The 17,869-nt window shown below is 70.6% G+C and carries 15 protein-coding genes; 4 read left to right on the forward strand and 11 right to left on the reverse strand.

What is annotated here, in order from left to right:
• Positions 1-389: 389 nt before the first annotated feature.
• The 3 genes from ABZ454_RS29615 to thyX all read right to left on the reverse strand — a co-directional run bounded on the left by ABZ454_RS29615 (position 390) and on the right by thyX (position 3,996).
• Positions 390-2,075, reverse strand: coding sequence for a ribonuclease J (locus ABZ454_RS29615; protein ID WP_356325988.1), 1,686 nt, complete (start codon positions 2,073-2,075; stop codon positions 390-392).
• 131 nt (positions 2,076-2,206) lie between these two features.
• A complete protein-coding gene (gene dapA / locus ABZ454_RS29620) occupies positions 2,207-3,106 on the reverse strand; it encodes a 4-hydroxy-tetrahydrodipicolinate synthase (protein ID WP_356325986.1) in 900 nt (299 codons plus the stop codon).
• A 152-nt stretch (positions 3,107-3,258) separates the two neighbouring features.
• Positions 3,259-3,996, reverse strand: coding sequence for an FAD-dependent thymidylate synthase (gene thyX / locus ABZ454_RS29625; RefSeq protein WP_356325984.1), 738 nt, complete (start codon positions 3,994-3,996; stop codon positions 3,259-3,261).
• A 186-nt stretch (positions 3,997-4,182) separates the two neighbouring features.
• Between thyX and ABZ454_RS29630 the strand changes: the two genes are divergently transcribed.
• Complete coding sequence (locus tag ABZ454_RS29630) at positions 4,183-4,422, forward strand: hypothetical protein (protein WP_356325982.1); 240 nt, start codon at positions 4,183-4,185, stop codon at positions 4,420-4,422.
• Positions 4,423-4,516: 94 nt separating this feature from the next.
• Positions 4,517-5,068: a hypothetical protein gene (locus ABZ454_RS29635; RefSeq protein WP_356325980.1), complete on the forward strand. Its 552-nt coding sequence runs from the start codon at positions 4,517-4,519 to the stop codon at positions 5,066-5,068.
• A gap of 90 nt (positions 5,069-5,158) precedes the next feature.
• On the opposite strand, the gene ABZ454_RS29640 is transcribed toward ABZ454_RS29635, so the two are convergent.
• The 6 genes from ABZ454_RS29640 to eccD form a co-directional block, all read right to left on the reverse strand.
• Positions 5,159-5,629 (reverse strand): tetratricopeptide repeat protein, encoded by a 471-nt coding sequence (locus ABZ454_RS29640; protein ID WP_359542499.1) that lies wholly within the window; start codon positions 5,627-5,629, stop codon positions 5,159-5,161.
• 14 nt (positions 5,630-5,643) lie between these two features.
• Positions 5,644-6,396, reverse strand: coding sequence for a 4-hydroxy-tetrahydrodipicolinate reductase (gene dapB, locus ABZ454_RS29645; RefSeq protein WP_359542502.1), 753 nt, complete (start codon positions 6,394-6,396; stop codon positions 5,644-5,646).
• 108 nt (positions 6,397-6,504) lie between these two features.
• Entirely contained in the window at positions 6,505-7,884 is a 1,380-nt protein-coding gene (locus ABZ454_RS29650) for a pitrilysin family protein (protein ID WP_356324534.1), read from the reverse strand.
• Positions 7,881-10,094 (reverse strand): polyribonucleotide nucleotidyltransferase, encoded by a 2,214-nt coding sequence (locus ABZ454_RS29655; RefSeq protein WP_356324566.1) that lies wholly within the window; start codon positions 10,092-10,094, stop codon positions 7,881-7,883. Before ABZ454_RS29655 ends, ABZ454_RS29650 begins: the two co-directional genes overlap by 4 nt.
• Before the next feature lie 270 nt (positions 10,095-10,364).
• Positions 10,365-10,655 (reverse strand): 30S ribosomal protein S15, encoded by a 291-nt coding sequence (gene rpsO, locus ABZ454_RS29660; protein ID WP_018551846.1) that lies wholly within the window; start codon positions 10,653-10,655, stop codon positions 10,365-10,367.
• Between the two features lie 176 nt (positions 10,656-10,831).
• The gene (gene eccD / locus ABZ454_RS29665) at positions 10,832-12,307 is read right to left on the reverse strand and encodes a type VII secretion integral membrane protein EccD (protein ID WP_359542508.1); all 1,476 of its coding nucleotides are present in this window, start codon (positions 12,305-12,307) and stop codon (positions 10,832-10,834) included.
• Positions 12,308-12,532: 225 nt separating this feature from the next.
• Here eccD and eccCa point away from each other — a divergent pair, with 225 nt between their 5' ends.
• Together eccCa and ABZ454_RS29675 are read left to right on the forward strand one after the other, a co-directional pair.
• A complete protein-coding gene (eccCa, locus tag ABZ454_RS29670) occupies positions 12,533-16,483 on the forward strand; it encodes a type VII secretion protein EccCa (protein ID WP_359542510.1) in 3,951 nt (1,316 codons plus the stop codon).
• 139 nt (positions 16,484-16,622) lie between these two features.
• Entirely contained in the window at positions 16,623-16,856 is a 234-nt protein-coding gene (locus ABZ454_RS29675; protein WP_148021251.1) for a DUF397 domain-containing protein, read from the forward strand.
• Positions 16,857-16,989: 133 nt separating this feature from the next.
• On the opposite strand, the gene ABZ454_RS29680 is transcribed toward ABZ454_RS29675, so the two are convergent.
• Positions 16,990-17,295, reverse strand: coding sequence for a WXG100 family type VII secretion target (locus ABZ454_RS29680; RefSeq protein ID WP_356324541.1), 306 nt, complete (start codon positions 17,293-17,295; stop codon positions 16,990-16,992).
• A gap of 45 nt (positions 17,296-17,340) precedes the next feature.
• The gene (locus ABZ454_RS29685) at positions 17,341-17,691 is read right to left on the reverse strand and encodes a hypothetical protein (RefSeq protein WP_359542513.1); all 351 of its coding nucleotides are present in this window, start codon (positions 17,689-17,691) and stop codon (positions 17,341-17,343) included.
• Positions 17,692-17,869 lie beyond the last annotated feature (178 nt).

Here is a 17,869-nt window from a genome sequence, read left to right on the forward strand (position 1 = left end):
CTCACCCTCTCGGGCTTTCCTCCGGGCGCTTCCCTTCGGTCTTGCGTTTCCGACTCTATCAGACTCTTTCGTGTCCGATTCCCGGTCGAAGCGGGATTGCTTTCAAGGAGACCGCTTTCGCGTTTTCCTTTCCAGCGATTTCAACCTTACCAGAACCAATTCGTTCCGTTTCCGGTCCGATTTGAATTCCAGTGGCCGTTGAAGTGGCCTTGCCTTTCGGCGGACCCGACTTTATCAGAGGTTCTGAGTCGGAATTTCCATCCTCCTCCGGAGCTCGCGGCGCACAGGTGTGCCCGGCGCTTCCCGGTGAGGCGGAGCCGTAAACCTACTGGAGCGGGGCTCCCCGATGCAAATCGGGGGCCCCGCTCCGCAGTTCGCGCCTGTCGCGGTCAGACCTCGACGACGACGGGGAGGATCATCGGGCGCCGGCGGTAGGTGTCGGAGACCCACTTGCCCACCGTGCGACGGACGAGCTGCTGGAGCTGGTGCGGCTCCATGACGCCGTCCTGGGCCGACTTGTTCAGGGCCTCTTCGACCTTGGGCACGACGGCGCTGAACGCGGAGTCGTCGATGCCGGAGCCCCGGGCCTGGAAGTGGGGGCCGCCCACGATCTTGCCGGAGGAGCTGTCGACCACGATGAAGACGGAGATGATCCCCTCGTCCCCGAGGATGCGACGGTCCTTGAGGGAGGTCTCGGTGACGTCGCCGACCGAGAGGCCGTCGACGTACACGTAACCGGCCTGGACCTTGCCGACGATCTTGGCCTTGCCGTCGATCAGGTCGACGACCACGCCGTCCTCGGCGATGACGATGTGGTCCTTCGGGACGCCGGTGAGGGCGCCCAGTTCGGCGTTGGCCCTGAGGTGGCGCCATTCGCCGTGGACCGGCATCAGGTTCTTCGGCTTGCAGATGTTGTAGAAGTACAGCAGCTCGCCGGCCGAGGCGTGGCCCGAGACGTGGACCTTGGCGTTGCCCTTGTGGACGACGTTGGCGCCCCAGCGGGTCAGGCCGTTGATCACGCGGTAGACCGCGTTCTCGTTACCCGGGATCAGCGACGACGCCAGGATGACGGTGTCGCCCTGGACGATGCGGATCTGGTGGTCGCGGTTGGCCATCCGGGACAGGGCCGCCATCGGCTCGCCCTGCGAGCCGGTGCAGACCAGCACCACCTCGTCGTCCGGCAGGTCGTCGAGGGTCTTGACGTCGACGACCAGGCCCGCGGGGACCTTCAGATAGCCCAGGTCACGGGCGATGCCCATGTTCCGGACCATCGAGCGTCCGACGAAGGCGACCCTGCGGCCGTACTCGTGCGCCGTGTCGAGGATCTGCTGGATGCGGTGCACATGGCTGGCGAAGCTCGCCACGATGATGCGCTTCTGCGCGTTGGCGAAGACCGTGCGCAGGACGTTCTGGATGTCCCGCTCGGGCGGTACGAAGCCCGGGACCTCCGCGTTCGTCGAGTCGGAGAGCAGAAGGTCGATGCCTTCCTCGCTCAGCCGGGCGAAGGCGTGCAGGTCGGTGAGGCGGCCGTCCAGCGGAAGCTGGTCCATCTTGAAGTCGCCGGTGGCGACGGCCATGCCCGCAGGCGTGCGGATGGCGACCGCGAGAGCGTCCGGGATGGAGTGGTTGACCGCGATGAACTCGCAGTCGAAGACCCCGATGCGCTCGCGCTGTCCCTCCTTGACCTCAAGGGTGTACGGACGGATCCGGTGCTCCTGGAGCTTGGCCTCGATGAGCGCGAGGGTCAGCTTGGAGCCGATGAGCGGGATGTCCGGCTTCAGGCGCAGCAGATACGGGACACCACCGATGTGGTCCTCGTGTCCGTGCGTGAGGACGATGCCCTCGACGTCGTCGAGGCGGTCCCGGATGGTGGTGAAGTCCGGAAGGATCAGGTCGATCCCCGGCTGTTCCTCCTCGGGGAAGAGAACGCCGCAGTCGACGATGAGCAGGCGGCCGCCGTACTCGAAGACCGTCATGTTGCGGCCGATTTCGCCGAGGCCGCCGAGGGGGGTGACCCGCAGGCCGCCCTTCGGGAGCTTCGGCGGGGTGCCGAGTTCAGGATGCGGATGACTCAAAAGACTCTCCTTACCACGCACGCCACGTACCGCTTGGGCACGTGGCGCGCATGTCATTCGTGCACTTGCTGTTGTCTTGGGTGTTGCTCTGTCGCGAAGGTTCTTCGCTTATTCAGTTGTGAAGTCTGTGGTTACAGCTGTACCCCACCGGCGGCCAGGTCGATCTTGAGCTGCGCCGTTTCCTGTGCGCTGAGTTCCACCAGAGGGAGGCGCAGCGGGCCCGCCGGGAGGCCCTGGAGGGTCAGTGCGGCCTTGGTGGTGATCACACCCTGGGTGCGGAACATGCCCGTGAACACCGGCAGCAGCTTCTGGTGGATCTCCGTCGCCTTCTGTACGTCTCCGCCGAGGTGGGCCTCGACGAGGGCTCGCAGCTCCGGCGTGACGACGTGGCCCACGACGGAGACGAGACCGACCGCGCCGACCGACAGGAGCGGCAGGTTCAGCATGTCGTCGCCCGAGTACCAGGCCAGACCGGACTGGGCGATGGCCCAGCTGGCGCGGCCGAGGTCGCCCTTGGCGTCCTTGTTGGCCACGATGCGCGGGTGCTCGGCCAGTCGGACCAGGGTCTCCGTGTCGATCGGCACGCCGCTGCGGCCGGGGATGTCGTAGAGCATCACCGGCAGACCGGTGGAGTCCGCGATCGCGGTGAAGTGACGGAGGAGACCCTCCTGCGGCGGCTTGTTGTAGTACGGCGTGACCGCGAGGAGGCCGTGGGCGCCGGTGCGCTCGGCCGTCCGGGCGAGCTCGACGCTGTGGCGGGTGTCGTTGGTCCCGATGCCGGCGACGATGTGCGCCCGGTCTCCGACCGCCTCCAGCACAGCCCGGACGAGCTGGTCTTTCTCCGCGTCGCTGGTGGTCGGGGACTCGCCGGTGGTGCCGTTGACGATCAGGCCGTCGTTGCCTGCGTCCACCAGATGGGTGGCGAGCCGCTGGGCGCCATCGATGTCGAGTGCGCCGTCCGCCGTGAAGGGCGTGACCATAGCGGTGAGGACCCGCCCGAAGGGGGTCTGCGGAGTGGAGATCGGAGCCATGGGTAACACGCTACTCGTTGCTCGGCGCTCAATGTCCCCTCGGGGGGACAAGCAAGAGGAGCCCGGCACTGCCTGCTCGGGGGTTCAAGCAGTGCCGGGTCCGTTTGATCAGCCTAGATGAACTTCACGAAACGCCGCAATACGGACACCGCCTACGGGGCAACGCGTCCGTTCTTGTTGAACGCTGCATGGGTGAGCGGCATCAGCCGCGCCCAGTGCGCCTCCATCTGCTCGCCGACCATCTCGATCTCCCGCTGCGGGAACGACGGAACCTTCGCGAGCTCGTGCTGCGTACGCAGGCCGAGGAAGTGCATCAGCGAGCGGGCGTTGCACGTGGCGTACATCGAGGAGAAGAGGCCGACCGGGAGGACCGCACGGGCGACCTCACGGGCCACTCCGGCGGCCAGCATCTCCTGGTAGGCCTCGTACGCCTGGCGGTAGGAGTCCTCCATGACGCGGCCGGTGAGCTCGGCCTGCGCCTGCGTGCCTTCGACGAACTCGTACTTGCCGGGACGGCCCTGCTGGACGAGCTTGCGGGACTCCCCCGGGACGTAGAAGACCGGTTCCAGCTCCCTGTAGCGGCCCGACTCCTCGTTGTACGACCAGCCCACGCGGTGCCGCATGAACTCGCGGAACACGAAGATCGGGGCACTGATGAAGAAGGTCATCGAGTTGTGCTCGAACGGGCTGCCGTGCCGGTCCCGCATGAGGTAGTTGATGAGCCCCTTGGACCGCTCAGGATCCTTGGTGACCTCTTCGAGGGACTGCTCACCGGCCGTGGACACACGGGCGGCGAACAGTACGTCGGAGTCGCCGGCGGCGTGTTTCACCAGGTCAACGGTGACATCGCTGCGGAAGCTGGGCTTTGCGGGTTCGGGGGTCTCGGTCACCGGCGGGGTCCTTCCAATGGCGTCGCTCGGGCGGCGCCCACTCTACGGGCCGCCACCGACAACACCGTCCCCACCGCCCGTCCGGGGATTTCTTCGGACGATCCGGCGATTCGGGGCACCGATCGGGCTCGTTATGCGTCTGACTCAATAGCACTGCCCGAATCAGAGTTCAAGGAGAGTTACCTCATGTTCCGCCGGCGTGAATCCGTCCCGTTCTCGTTCGTAGCCGAGGCCGACCGATTCCGCAGTAACGTCACTCCGCCCCCGCGGGAGCGCGCCTCCCTCTCCCAGAAGGCGGGCCGCACCCTGACCGGCCTCGCCGTGATCGCCGGACTCGCCGGTTCGCTGCTGCTCGGCCTGCCCGCCCTGGCTCCCGAGCAGTCGCCGCTGCACCACCAGCAGACCGAGGCCGCACAGGGTCGCTGACTCGACCGGACCCCCTGGGGTGGCCCGGTCGGCCGCCTCCTCGGTAGCCTCACCGGGCACAGCAATCGAGCGTGCTTGTGAGTGAGGATCAGTCGTGCCCCTGCCCTTTCTGACGGCCGACCGCGCGTTTGACGCGAGCGCTGACGACGTCGCGCTGCCGTTCGACGACCACGACAGCTGGCGGCGCCCCTACCGCCCCGGGCCCTGGCGTGTCGCGGCCTCGGCCGGTCTGCTGCTGCTCGCCTCGTTCATCCTGTTCGCCGGGATGATCACGGCGTTCGCCGGGGCGATGCCCGGGGCCGGCGCGTGCCTGGCGCTCGCCCTCGCGGTGATCCTCTGTGCCCTGCGGATGCTGCGCATCGGCGCCTGGGTGAGCCGGCACGGCGTGCGCCGGGTGGCCTTCTTCCGGACGACGACGGTGCCGTGGAGCCGCGCCGCCGCGGTGCGTACGGTGCAGCAGCCGGTCAAGTGGCTCGGGTTCCCGCGCACCGTGCAGGGTCAGGCCCTGATCGTCGTCCGCAAGGGCGGGGACGCGGTGCCGCCGTTGCTCACCGACTCCAACGCGGACTTCCTGGCGCGCGGCGAGGCGTTCGACCGGGCCGCCGACACGATCGAGGCGTGGGGGGACGAGTACCGGCAGCAGTGAGTACCGAGGGGTTACCGCCCCCGGCAGACAGCAGGACCGTCCGGCGTTCGAGCTCGAACGCCGGACGGTCCTGTTCTGGGCGGGCAGGCCCTACTGGCCGGACGGGGCCGGCGAGGCCGGTGTGCGGCTGCGGTGGAGGGCGATGGCCCGCTGCATGGCCTTGCGGGCCCTGGGGGTGTCCCGGGCGTCCTGGTAGGCGACAGCGAGGCGGAACCAGCAGCGCCAGTCGTCCGGCGTGTCCTCCGTCTCCTCCCGGCGTCGGGCGAACACCGCGTCGGCGGAGTCCCGGTCGATACGGCCGCTCGGGGTACGGAGCAGGTCGTCGACGGGCAGACCGCCCTCGGCGTCGAGCTCGGCGGCCAGGGCGTTGGCCCTCCGGACGAACTGGGTGTTCTTCCACAGGAACCAGATGCCGATGGCCGGAAGGATCAGCACGGCGACCCCGAAGGTCACCGTGAGCAGCGTGCCGTGCCTGATGAGCAGGACACCTCGGCTGCCGACCAGGACGAAGTAGAAGACCAGGACGGCAGCGGTGACGACGTAAGTGATCTTTGCGCGCATGGCGGTGGGCTCAGTCAGTTCAGGTCGAGGAAGTTTTCCAGGCCGAAGGTGAGGCCAGGAGTGGTCACCACGCGGCGTGCTCCGAGCAGGATGCCCGGCATGAAGCTGCTGTGGTGCAGGGAGTCGTGCCGGATGGTGAGGGTCTCGCCCTCGCCGCCGAGCAGCACCTCCTGGTGGGCCAGGAGGCCGCGGAGCCGGACCGAGTGGACCGGGATCCCGTCGACGTCGGCGCCGCGCGCCCCGTCCAGTGCCGTCGCCGTGGCGTCCGGCTGAGGCGCACAGCCCGCCTCCCGGCGGGCCTCGGCGATCAGCTGGGCGGTGCGTGCGGCGGTGCCGGAGGGGGCGTCGGCCTTGTCGGGGTGGTGCAGCTCGATGACCTCGACCGACTCGAAGTAGCGGGCGGCCTGCTGCGCGAACTTCATCGTGAGGACCGCGCCGATGGAGAAGTTCGGCGCGATGAGCACACCGGTCTCCGGCGAGCCGGAGAGCCAGGTGTTCAGCTGTGCGAGCCGGTGGTCGGTCCAGCCGGTGGTGCCGACCACGGCGTGGATGCCGTGTCCGGTGCAGAACTCGAGGTTCTCCATCACCGACGTGGGGGTGGTGAGCTCGACGACGACCTGGGCGCCGGAGTCCGCGAGGGTCTCCAGCTTGTCGCCGCGGCCGAGTGCGGCCACCAGTTCCATGTCGTCGGCGGCCTCGACGGCTCGTACCGCTTCGGAGCCGATGCGGCCCCGGGCACCGAGAACGGCCACGCGCAGCTTGCTCATGCCTGCTTCTTTCGGGTGACTAGGTGGCTGGGGGACGTCCCCTGAGGGGGTGGTGAGAGGAGCGCCGTCCGGCCCGTCGCGGGGCGGCCGGGACTCTCACCACACCCTCTAGGCGACGGATTCGTGGAGGCGGTCGGCCTGCTTGTCCTTGAGCGGGCCGATGACGGAGAGCGAGGGGCGGTGTCCGAGGACCTCGCCCGCCACCGAGCGGACGTCGTCGGGGGTCACCTGCGCGATGCGGGCCAGCATGTCGTCGACCGACATCTGCTCGCCCCAGCACAGTTCGCTCTTGCCGATCCGGTTCATCAGGGCGCCGGTGTCCTCGAGGCCGAGGACGGTGGAGCCGGAGAGCTGGCCGATCGCGCGGCTGATCTCCTCGTCGTCGAGTCCGTCCGACGCGACGCGGTCGAGTTCGTCGCGGCAGATCTTGAGGACGTCGTGGACCTGGCTGGGCCGGCAGCCCGCGTACACGCCGAAGAGTCCGCAGTCCGCGAAGCCCGAGGTGTACGAGTAGACGCTGTAGGCGAGGCCGCGCTTCTCCCGTACCTCCTGGAAGAGGCGGGAGCTCATGCCGCCGCCGAGGGCGGTGTTGAGTACGCCGAGCGCCCAGCGGCGCTCGTCGGTGCGGGCCAGTCCCGGCATGCCGAGGACCACGTGGGCCTGCTCGGTCTTGCGGTTCAGCAGTTCGACCCGGCCCGCGGTGCGCAGTGTGCGGGAGCCCTCGCGCGGCACCGTCGGGACGGCGTCGGTGCGGGAGAGCGCTCCGGCGCGCTCGAAGGCCTTGCGGACCTGGCGCACGACCGTGGCGTGGTCGACGTTGCCGGCCGCGGCGACGACCAGGTGGGTGGGGTCGTAGTGCTTCTTGTAGAAGCGGGCGATCTGGCCGCGGTTCAGGGCGTTGATCGTGTCGACGGTGCCGAGGACCGGGCGGCCGAGCGGGGTGTCGCCGAGCAGGGTGTGCGCGAACAGGTCGTGCACGCAGTCGCCCGGGTCGTCCTCCGTCATCGCGATCTCTTCGAGGATGACGCCGCGCTCGGCGTCGACGTCCTCGGAGGTGATGAGGGAGCCGGTCAGCATGTCGCAGACGACGTCGATGGCCAGTGGCAGGTCCGTGTCGAGGACCCGCGCGTAGTAGCAGGTGTACTCCTTCGCCGTGAAGGCGTTCATCTCGCCGCCGACCGCGTCGATCGCGGACGAGATGTCGAGGGCGCTGCGCTTGGCGGTGCCCTTGAAGAGGAGGTGTTCGAGGTAGTGGGTCGCGCCGTTCAGCGCCGGGGTCTCGTCGCGTGACCCGACGTTGGCCCAGATGCCGAAGGTGGCGGAGCGTACGGAGGGCAGCGTCTCGGTGACTATGCGCAGGCCGCCGGGGAGGACTGTGCGGCGGACCGTGCCGATGCCGTTGGTGCCCTTGAGAAGCGTTTGGGTACGGGCGACGGCCCGCCCCTCCGAGGAGGGGCGGGCCGTCGTCACGGAACTACGGGACGTCACTTGTCGGTGTCGTCCTTCTTCTCGTCCTCTTCACCCTCGACGACGGGGATGAGGGAGAGCTTGCCGCGGGAGTCGATCTCCGCGATCTCGACCTGGACCTTGGCGCCGACGCCGAGCACGTCCTCGACGTTCTCCACGCGCTTGCCACCGGCGAGCTTGCGGATCTGCGAGATGTGCAGCAGGCCGTCCTTGCCGGGCATCAGGGAGACGAACGCACCGAAGGTGGTGGTCTTGACGACCGTACCCAGGTAGCGCTCGCCGACCTCCGGCATGGTCGGGTTGGCGATGGCGTTGATCGTGGCGCGGGCGGCCTCGGCCTGCGAACCCTGCTGGGCACCGATGTAGATGGTGCCGTCGTCCTCGATCGTGATGTCGGCGCCGGTGTCCTCCTGGATCTGGTTGATCATCTTGCCCTTGGGGCCGATGACCTCACCGATCTTGTCCACCGGGATCTTGACGGTGATGATCCGCGGGGCGTTCGGGGACATCTCGTCCGGGACGTCGATGGCCTCGTTCATCACGTCGAGGATGTGGAGGCGCGCGTCCCGTGCCTGCTTCAGCGCGGCGGCCAGGACCGAGGCGGGGATGCCGTCGAGCTTGGTGTCGAGCTGGAGGGCGGTGACGAACTGCTTCGTACCGGCGACCTTGAAGTCCATGTCACCGAACGCGTCCTCGGCACCGAGGATGTCGGTGAGGGCGACGTAGTGGGTCTTGCCGTCGATCTCCTGCGAGATCAGGCCCATGGCGATACCGGCGACGGCGGCCTTGAGGGGCACACCGGCGTTCAGCAGGGACATGGTGGAGGCGCAGACCGAGCCCATGGACGTCGAGCCGTTGGAGCCCAGCGCCTCGGAGACCTGGCGGATCGCGTAGGGGAACTCCTCGCGCGACGGCAGCACCGGCACGATGGCGCGCTCGGCGAGCGCGCCGTGGCCGATCTCGCGGCGCTTGGGCGAGCCCACGCGGCCGGTCTCACCGACGGAGTACGGCGGGAAGTTGTAGTTGTGCATGTAGCGCTTGCGGGTCACCGGGGAGAGGGTGTCCAGCTGCTGCTCCATGCGGAGCATGTTGAGGGTGGTGACGCCCAGGATCTGGGTCTCGCCGCGCTCGAACAGCGCCGAGCCGTGCACGCGCGGGATGGCCTCGACCTCGGCGGCGAGCGTACGGATGTCCGTGACGCCGCGGCCGTCGATGCGGACCTTGTCCTTGATGACGCGCTCGCGGACCAGCTTCTTGGTCAGCGCGCGGTAGGCACCGGAGATCTCCTTCTCGCGGCCCTCGAAGGCCGGGAGGAGCTTCTCGCCCGCGATCTCCTTGATGCGGTCGAGCTCCGCCTCGCGCTCCTGCTTGCCGGCGATGGTGAGCGCCTTGGAGAGCTCGGTGCTGACGGCCTTGGTGAGCGCCTCCAGGACGTCGTCCTGGTAGTCGAGGAAGACCGGGAACTCGCCGGTGGGCTTGGCGGCCTTGGCGGCGAGGTCGGACTGGGCCTTGCAGAGCGCCTTGATGAAGGGCTTCGCGGCTTCCAGACCGGCGGCGACGACCTCTTCGGTCGGGGCCTCGGCGCCGTCCTTGACGAGCTGGATGGTCTTCTCGGTGGCCTCGGCCTCGACCATCATGATCGCGACGTCGCCGTCCTCCAGGACGCGACCGGCGACGACCATGTCGAAGACGGCGTCCTCGAGCTCGGTGTGCGTCGGGAAGGCGACCCACTGGCCCTTGATCAGGGCGACGCGGGTGGCGCCGATGGGGCCGGAGAAGGGCAGGCCCGCCAGGATCGTGGAGGCGGAGGCGGCGTTGATCGCGACCACGTCGTACAGGTGGTCGGGGTTGAGCGCCATGATCGTCTCGACGATCTGGATCTCGTTGCGCAGGCCCTTCTTGAAGGAGGGGCGCAGCGGGCGGTCGATCAGGCGGCAGGTGAGGATCGCGTCCTCGGAGGGCCGGCCTTCACGGCGGAAGAAGGAGCCGGGGATCTTGCCGGCCGCGTACTGCCGCTCCTCGACGTCCACCGTGAGGGGGAAGAAGTCGAGGTTGTCCTTGGGCCGCTTGGAAGCGGTGGTGGCCGACAGCACCATGGTGTCGTCGTCCAGGTACGCGACGGCGGAGCCGGCGGCCTGCTTGGCCAGGCGGCCCGTCTCGAAGCGGATGGTGCGGGTGCCGAAGGTGCCGTTGTCGATGACGGCCTCGGCGTAGTGGGTCTCGTTCTCCACTAGTGATTTCTCCATACTCGTCGTCTTTCGTCCTGACGCCCGTGTGGCGCGGGACGGTGCGGAGAAGCGCGCCTTGTGTGCGGGGCCGGTCTTCGATCGAAGCTCCCGGGCGTTGTCCCGGGGGCCACTACCGAGGACCGGCGGCGGCCGTGGCGCGCCTCTCCTCGTCTGTTGTCGTACGTCCAGGTTACTGAGGTTGCCCCCGGTACCGCACGTACGGCAAAGGGAGCGGCCCCCTGGAAGTGGGCACCGCTCCCTGTCACAGCGTCCTTACTTGGCGCCGCCGGCCGCGCCACGGCGGATGCCGAGGCGGTCGACGAGCGCACGGAAGCGCTGGATGTCCTTCTTGGCCAGGTACTGCAGGAGGCGGCGACGCTGGCCGACCAGGATCAGCAGACCACGACGGGAGTGGTGGTCGTGCTTGTGCGTCTTGAGGTGCTCCGTCAGGTCCGAGATGCGGCGCGAGAGCATGGCGACCTGAACCTCGGGGGAACCGGTGTCGCCCTCCTTCTGCGCGAACTCGGTCATGATCTGCTTCTTCGTAGCGGCGTCGAGCGGCACGCGGTACTCCTCTTGGTGTTCGATGCGCCCACGAGTGCCCCTGGTCTTGATCTCAGGGGAGCTTGAGTGACTCGGGAGCGAAGGTCCGATGAGCGCAGTCCCCAGAATCGACCGGGAACGCGTACACAAACGGCCACAGCCAGACTACCAGCCGTCCGGAGCGGCCCCGACGGGCCTCAGCCCGTGAGGGACCTCGCGCGCGCGAAGACGTCGAGGACCGCCAGGCAGAGCGGGACCAGGGAGAGTAGGAGCGCGCTCTCCGCCAGGTCCAGGACCCGGCCCCAGAACGGGGAGAGCCCCTTGCGGGGAACGATCAGTGCGGCCGCTGTGAGCAGGGCCGCCCCGGCGGCGACGGCCGCGGAGAGCCAGACCGTACGGAGGTCGAGGGAGCCGCGGTCTCCGTACCGGGCGAGCGCCGCCACGAGGTCGGCGGGCGGACGCAGCGCGAGGCCGAGGATCAGCAGGGCGAGGGCGCCGAGGCCCGCCGCGAGCACGCACACGACCTGCGAGGTGTAGCGGAAGAGCCGGGCGCGCAGCAGCATGGCCAGTCCCGCGGCCAGGGCCAGGAGCTGTCCCCAGGCGTCGCCGGAGAAGCCGAGCACCGCGGCGGACGCGACGACGAGGGCGGCGCAGCCTCCGACGAGGCCGAGCAGGAGTTCGTGGCCGCGCCGCGCCCGCGCCGCGATGTCCGCGGTGTCGACGGGGGCGTCCCGGTGGCCGGCGTCCGGATCGGCGAAGGGGTCGTCGTGGCCGGTGCGGGGGGTGCGCTGCGGGGCGTATCCGATGGGGAGCCGGGCGAAGCGGGCCGAGAGGCCGGGCAGGAAGGCGACGAGTCCGATGGCTGCCGGGGCGCAGACGGCGGCGGCAGCGGCGGCCGAGCACCCGGTGAGGATCGCGGCGAAGACGGCCAGGGTGCCCGCGGTGGCGAGGAAGGCCGTCGCGACGAACGGGGCGTCGCCGCTCGGGGTGACGGCGACCAGGACGACGGAGGCGACCAGCACGGTCACGCAGCCGATCAGGAGCTGGAGCCTGCCCGGGCCCTGGCCGGCGTCCGGGCCGATGACGCCGGAGCCCGCGAGGAGCAGGAGGGGCTGGGCGGCGAGGCCGAGCGCGACGGCCGTGATCCGGTCCCCGTAGACCCGGGCGCGCACCCCTGCGAAGGCGGTGAGCAGCGCTCCGACGGCGCCCGCGATGACACCGGGCAGGCTGTGCGTGTCGTGGCGGACGGGGTCGGCGAACCAGAGGACGAGGCCCAGCAGGACGAGCAGGGTCGCGGCGCCCGCAGGGCCGGCGCCGCGCAGCAGGTCGTCGCTCCACAGGTGGCGGTCGCGGCTGACGGCCGAGGCGACGGCGTCCGAGACGTCGTCGAACACGGCGGGCGGCAGCGAGTCGGCGAACGGGCGCAGGCTGAGGATCTCCCCGTCGAGCACCTGCTGGGCGGCGAGGGTGCGGGCGCCGTCGAGGACGGTGCCGTCGCGTCGTACGAGGTGGTATCCGGTGGGAGTGGCGACGGCCTGGGCCTGGCCGGTGAGGCGGAGGATCTCCGGGCAGACGTCGGCGACGGCGAGGTCCTGGGGCAGTGCGACGTCGATCCGGCTGTCGGGTGCCACGACAGTGACGCGGCAGAAGCCGGTCGCTGCGGTCGTACTCACGTCTCTGGTCCCCCTGGTCCGCGGTTGCGCGCCACCTGGTTCGCGGTTGCGCGCGATGCGCGCGCAACCCTACCGGGAGGGGTGAACGGCGGATCCGCCACGAAGGCCCGGCCAGTAGGATCGCGGTCGCGCGGAGGCCAGTTCCGTGGGCGGAGGCAGCCACGGGGGCGCCGGTGCGGGTCCGTCCGGCCCCCGGCCCGTCCGTACCGAGGGATTGATGCACCGGTGAGCCAGATCGTCGTGAAGCGACCGCTGCGGGCTCTTCCGCCCGAACTCCCGGCGGAACGGCTGACGTTGAATGCCCCGCCCTCGTTGCCGCGTGGGGAGCGCGAGGGCTTGCTGATGCAGGTCCTGCCGGTGCTCGGCATGGGTTCGTCGGTGGTGTTCTTCTTCTCGCCGCAGGCGCCGCCGTTCATGCGGATCATGGGTGTCCTGATGCTGGTGTCGACGGTCGCCATGGTGGTCGCGCAGTTGGTCCGCCACCGGCGCGGTACGCAGGGACAGCTGGCCCAGGCCCGGCGCGACTACCTCGTGTACCTGGCGCGGACCCGGCGTACGGTGCGCCGGACCGCGCGCGCCCAGCGTGACGCGCAGTGGTATCTGCACCCCGACCCGGGGCAGCTGTGGTCGGTGGTGGCCGAGGGAGCCCGGGTCTGGGAACGGCGGGCCGGTGACCGGGACTTCGGGCAGGTGCGGATCGGGCTCGGGGCGCAGGAGTTGTCGACGCCCCTGTCGGGGCCCGAGACCGATCCGGCGATCGATCCGGAGCCGGTGTGCGCTCAGGCGTTGCGGCGGTTCCTGTCGGTGCACGGCTCGCTGGAGGGACTGCCGGTGGCGTTCCCGGTGCGGGCGTTCCACCGGGTGACGGTCGGCGGTCCGCCGGAGACGGCCCGGTCGCTGGCGCGGGCGATGGTGGCCCAGTTGGTGACGCTGCACTCGCCCGATGACCTGGTGGTCGCGGTCGTGGCGGGGCCGGACGCGGTGGGGTGCTGGGACTGGACGAAGTGGCTGCCGCACGCGCAGGCGCCGGGCCAGGAGGACGGCGCGGGTTCGAAGCGGCTGTTCGCGGCGGAACTGGCCGCGCTGGAACCGTTGCTGGCCGGCCGGCTGGAGGGCCGGCCGCGGTTCGGCCGGGAGAGCGGGCCACTGCCTGACCAGCCGCACCTGGTGGTGGTCGTGGACGGCGGCCGGATGACGCCGGACTCGGTGCTGGCGGCCCCCGAGGGGCTGCAGGGCGTGACGGTCGTCGAGGTGGTGCGGGGTGAGCCCGCCGCTCACCGTCATGGGCTCGCCGTGCGGGTGCGGCCGGGGCTGCTGCGGATGGAGTCGGGTGGCGGTGCGGTGTACGAGGGCGCGCCGGACGGCCTCTCGCTGCCCGCGGCAGAGGCGCTGGCCCGGCAGTTGGCGCCGCTGCGGACGGGGGGCGGCACGGACGGTGAACCACTGCTGTCGGACCTGGACTTCACCGAACTGCTGGGCCTCGGCGACGCGGCCGCGGTCGATGTGGCGCGCACGTGGCGGCCACGGCCGGTCTCCGAGCGGCTGCGGGTGCCGATCGGGGTCGGCGAGGACGGGCTGCCGGTGATGCTGGACCTCAAGGAGGCGGCGCAGGACGGCATGGGGCCGCACGGGCTGTGTGTCGGTGCGACGGGTTCCGGCAAGTCGGAGCTGTTGCGGACGCTGGTGCTGGGGCTCGCGGTCACGCACCCCTCCGAGACGCTGAACTTCGTGCTCGCGGACTTCAAGGGCGGGGCGACGTTCAGCGGGATGTCGCGGCTGCCGCACGTGGCGGCGGTCATCACCAACCTGGCCGACGACCTGGCCCTCGTCGACCGGATGGGCGACGCGATCCGCGGGGAGCTCCAGCGCCGGCAGGAGCTGCTGCGCTCGGCGGGCGGTTACGCCAACATCCATGACTACGAGAGGGCCCGGGCGGCGGGTGCGGCGCTGGAGCCGCTTGCCTCGCTGGTGCTGGTGATCGACGAGTTCTCCGAACTGCTCACCGCCAAGCCGGACTTCATCGACATGTTCATCCAGATCGGCCGCATCGGCCGTTCGCTGGGGGTGCATCTGCTGCTGGCGTCCCAGCGGCTGGAGGAGGGCAGGCTGCGCGGTCTGGACACGTACCTCTCGTACCGGATCGGGCTGCGGACGTTCTCGGCCGCGGAGTCGCGCACGGTGCTGGGGGTGCCGGACGCGTACCACCTGCCGTCGGTGCCCGGGTCGGGTTGCCTCGCGTGCGGTACGGGGGAGATGACGCGGTTCAAGGCGGCGTACGTGTCGGGGGCGTACCGCACGGGCCCTCCCGGCCCCGCGACGGGGCAGGCGCCGGCCGGCCGGCGGGCCGCCCTGTTCCGCGCGATGCCGGTGCCGTCGGAGGCCGCGGAGCCCGGCGGCGCCGTCGCGCCGGCCGGCCCGGTGCGGGACGACGCGCTGACGGACACGGTGCTCGACGTGGTCGTGCGACGGCTGGAGGGTCAGGGGGTGCCGGCCCATCAGGTGTGGCTGCCGCCGCTGGACCGGGCTCCGGCGCTGGACCAGCTGCTGCCGGGGCTGGCGCCGGCCGAGGGACGAGGGTTCACCGCCACGGAGTACAGCCGCCCGGGAGGGCTGACGGTCCCGCTCGGCCTGGTCGACAAGCCGTTCGAGCAGCGGCGGGAGGTGCTGTACCGCGACTTCTCCGGGGCGGCGGGGCATCTGATGGTGGTCGGCGGGCCCCGGTCGGGCAAGTCGACGCTGCTGCGGACCCTGATCGCGTCGTTCGCGCTGACGCACACCCCGCAGGAGGTGCAGTTCTACGGTCTCGACTTCGGTGGCGGCGGGCTCGCCGCGCTGGCGGAGCTGCCGCACGTGGGGCAGATCGCCTCGCGGCTGGATCCTGAGCGGGTGCGGCGCACGGTCGCGGAGGTCGCGGGGGTGCTCGGCCGGCGCGAGGAGTTCTTCCGCGCCCGGGGCATCGACTCCGTCGCCGACTACCGGCGCCGGCGCGCGCTCGGTGAACTGCCCGGCGAGGCGTGGGGGGACGTGTTCCTGGTCATCGACGGCTGGGGCGGGTTCCGGACCGAGTACGAGTCGCTGGAGCCGGTCGTCACGGACATCGCCGCGCGCGGTCTCGGCTACGGCGTCCACGTGGTGCTCTCGGCCGCGCGGTACATGGAGGTGCGCGCCGGGCTCAAGGACCAGATCCTCGGGCGGCTCGAACTGCGGCTCGGGGACGTCATGGACTCCGAGTTCGACCGGAAGGTCGCCGGCCGGGTGCCGGCCGGTGTGCCGGGGCGCGGCCAGGTGGCACAGAAGCTGCACTTCATGGCGGCGCTGCCGCGCATCGACTCGGTCGACGGGGCGACGGGTCTCGCCGAGGCGACCGCCGGGCTCGTCGGCACGGTGCGGGCGAACTGGCCGGGCGCGCCGGCGCCTTCCGTACGGCTGCTGCCGCTCAAGCTGCCCGCGGAGCAGCTGCCGAAGGGGTTCGAGTTCCCGGACCGGGGCCTCGCGTTCGGTGTCGCCGAGACCGATCTGGAGCCGGTGTTCGCCGACTTCGACACCGATCCGTTCTTCCTGGTCTTCGGCGAGAGCGAGTCGGGCAAGACCAACCTGCTACGCCTGTTCGCGCAGCGGATCGCGCAGCGGTACTCCCCCGACGAGGCGAAGCTCGTCGTCGGGGACTACCGGCGGGGGCTGCTGGGCGCGCTGCCGGAGAGCCATCTGCTGGAGTACGCGCCGACGGCGGACGCGCTGCGCACCCACATGGAGGCGCTGGCCGGGGTGTTCGCGCGGCGGCAGCCCCCGGCGGACGTCACGCCGCGGCAACTGCGGGACCGGAGCTGGTGGACCGGTCCGCGGATCTTCGTCCTCGTCGACGACTACGACCTGGTGGCGACGGGCGCGGGCGGTCCGCTGGCCCCGTTGGCGGAGTATCTGCCGTTCGCCCGGGACACCGGCGTGCGCTTCGTCATCGCGCGCGGTTCGGCGGGGGCCTCGCGTGGGATGTACGAGACGTTCATGCAGCGGATCAAGGAGCTCGGGGCGCAGGGCGTGGTGCTGTCCGGCAATCCGGCGGAGGGGGATCTCATCGGGGCGGTACGGGGGCATCCCATGCCACCGGGGCGCGGGTACTTCGTCACCCGGCGGGGCAGCGCGCTGGTGCAGACCGGCAGGCTTCCGGAGCGGCCCTGAGCGGCTGCCGGGTGAGGTGCGGGGCGTCATGGGAGCACATAAAGGCGCCGTTCGCCGGGGAATCGGCGACCGGGCCGAAGGCCGCGGCGGTGCCTGTACGGTGCCGTACAGAGCCACGTACGGAGAGGAACCCTTGACCATGGGCACGCAGGCGGAGAAGGACGAGCTGTACGCACTCGACATCTCGGGGGTGGAATGGCTGAGTGCGCCGGGGACCGAGGAGGCGGAGGAGCGCGTCGAGATCGCGCACCTGCCGGGCGGGGCCGTGGCGATGAGGTCCTCGCTGGATCCCGACACCGTGCTGCGGTACACGGAGGCCGAGTGGCGTGCGTTCGTACTGGGCGCCCGGGACGGCGAGTTCGACCTGACGTAGCGGCGGGCGCCGTGCGGGAGGGGCACGGCCGGGGCGGACGCGCCCTTCCCGGGCAGGAGCCTCACGCCGAGGCCGGGCCCCTCCGGGGGGCGGCCGCCGTGGTCCGGGGCCCCTGCCGCGTCTCGCGTGTCGTTCAGTACGCCTCGGTGAACAGGCGCGAGGCTCTGAGGTCCGTGGCGCGGTAGTTGTCCTTGCCGGACTCGATGATCCTCGCGACGTGCTCCAGCCGGCCCCTCATGTCGTCGGCCTTGCCGCGGTACTTGTTCTGGAGCAGCACGTACGCGGTGTGGGCCTCACCGTCCCAGGTGTCGGTGACCACCTTGAGCGCGGCGTCCATCTCCTCCAGGTCGCGGCAGATGTTCTGCGACACCACACGGATGCGGTTCGCCATCTCCTGGACGCTCTCGTACCTGACCTTGGTGTGCGGGTCGTGCCCCATCCGGGGTCTCCTCGGGCTCGGCTGCGGGGGAAGGGAAGGGTCGGTTCAGACGCCGTTGAGCCCGGAGGCGTTGCCCGCCGAGGCCGGTGTCCTGACCTCGTTGAAGGCCGCGCGGACCTCCTCGTCGTTGGCGTTGCTGAGGTTCCTGGTGCTGCCCACCGCGTGGAGCAGCACGTTCAGCAGCCGGCGGATCTCGTCGTGGTCCTCGTTGATCACGAGCTGTGCGGAGGTGAACCCCGAGGCGCCGGCGCCGGTCCAGCCCGCCCCGGCCGTGGCGAGGATGTCGGCCAGTTCCCTGGACTGGGTGGAGACGGCCTCGGCCGTTTTGACGATCTTGTTCCTGGCCTGGATGACCGGCTCGTCGGCCAGTCCGAAACCACCCGCGGGGTTGGTCATGCGGAGGTCCTCTCTCGGTGCGCGAAGGGATGCGGGGCGGGGGTGGTCGTACCGGCCCGGGCGCGGTCTCGCCGGCCGGTCACCGATTCCCCGTCACCCGGGTGAAGTCCGCGATCACCCTAGCCACTTCGGCGCCTCGTCCCGGTCCTCCTCAGCGGCCGGGAACCGCCTCGGCGAG

This window comes from Streptomyces sp. NPDC005803 (genome assembly GCF_040630435.1).
Taxonomy (GTDB): Bacteria; Actinomycetota; Actinomycetes; order Streptomycetales; family Streptomycetaceae; genus Streptomyces.

Coding starts and splice junctions, on each gene's coding strand:
- dapA (WP_356325986.1), bottom strand. CDS start 3,106: ATGGCTCCGATCTCCACTCCGCAGACCCCCTTCGGGCGGGTCCTCACC.
- ABZ454_RS29630 (WP_356325982.1), top strand. CDS start 4,183: ATGTTCCGCCGGCGTGAATCCGTCCCGTTCTCGTTCGTAGCCGAGGCC.
- ABZ454_RS29640 (WP_359542499.1), bottom strand. CDS start 5,629: ATGCGCGCAAAGATCACTTACGTCGTCACCGCTGCCGTCCTGGTCTTC.
- dapB (WP_359542502.1), bottom strand. CDS start 6,396: ATGAGCAAGCTGCGCGTGGCCGTTCTCGGTGCCCGGGGCCGCATCGGC.
- ABZ454_RS29675 (WP_148021251.1), top strand. CDS start 16,623: ATGGGCACGCAGGCGGAGAAGGACGAGCTGTACGCACTCGACATCTCG.
- ABZ454_RS29680 (WP_356324541.1), bottom strand. CDS start 17,295: ATGGGGCACGACCCGCACACCAAGGTCAGGTACGAGAGCGTCCAGGAG.
- ABZ454_RS29685 (WP_359542513.1), bottom strand. CDS start 17,691: ATGACCAACCCCGCGGGTGGTTTCGGACTGGCCGACGAGCCGGTCATC.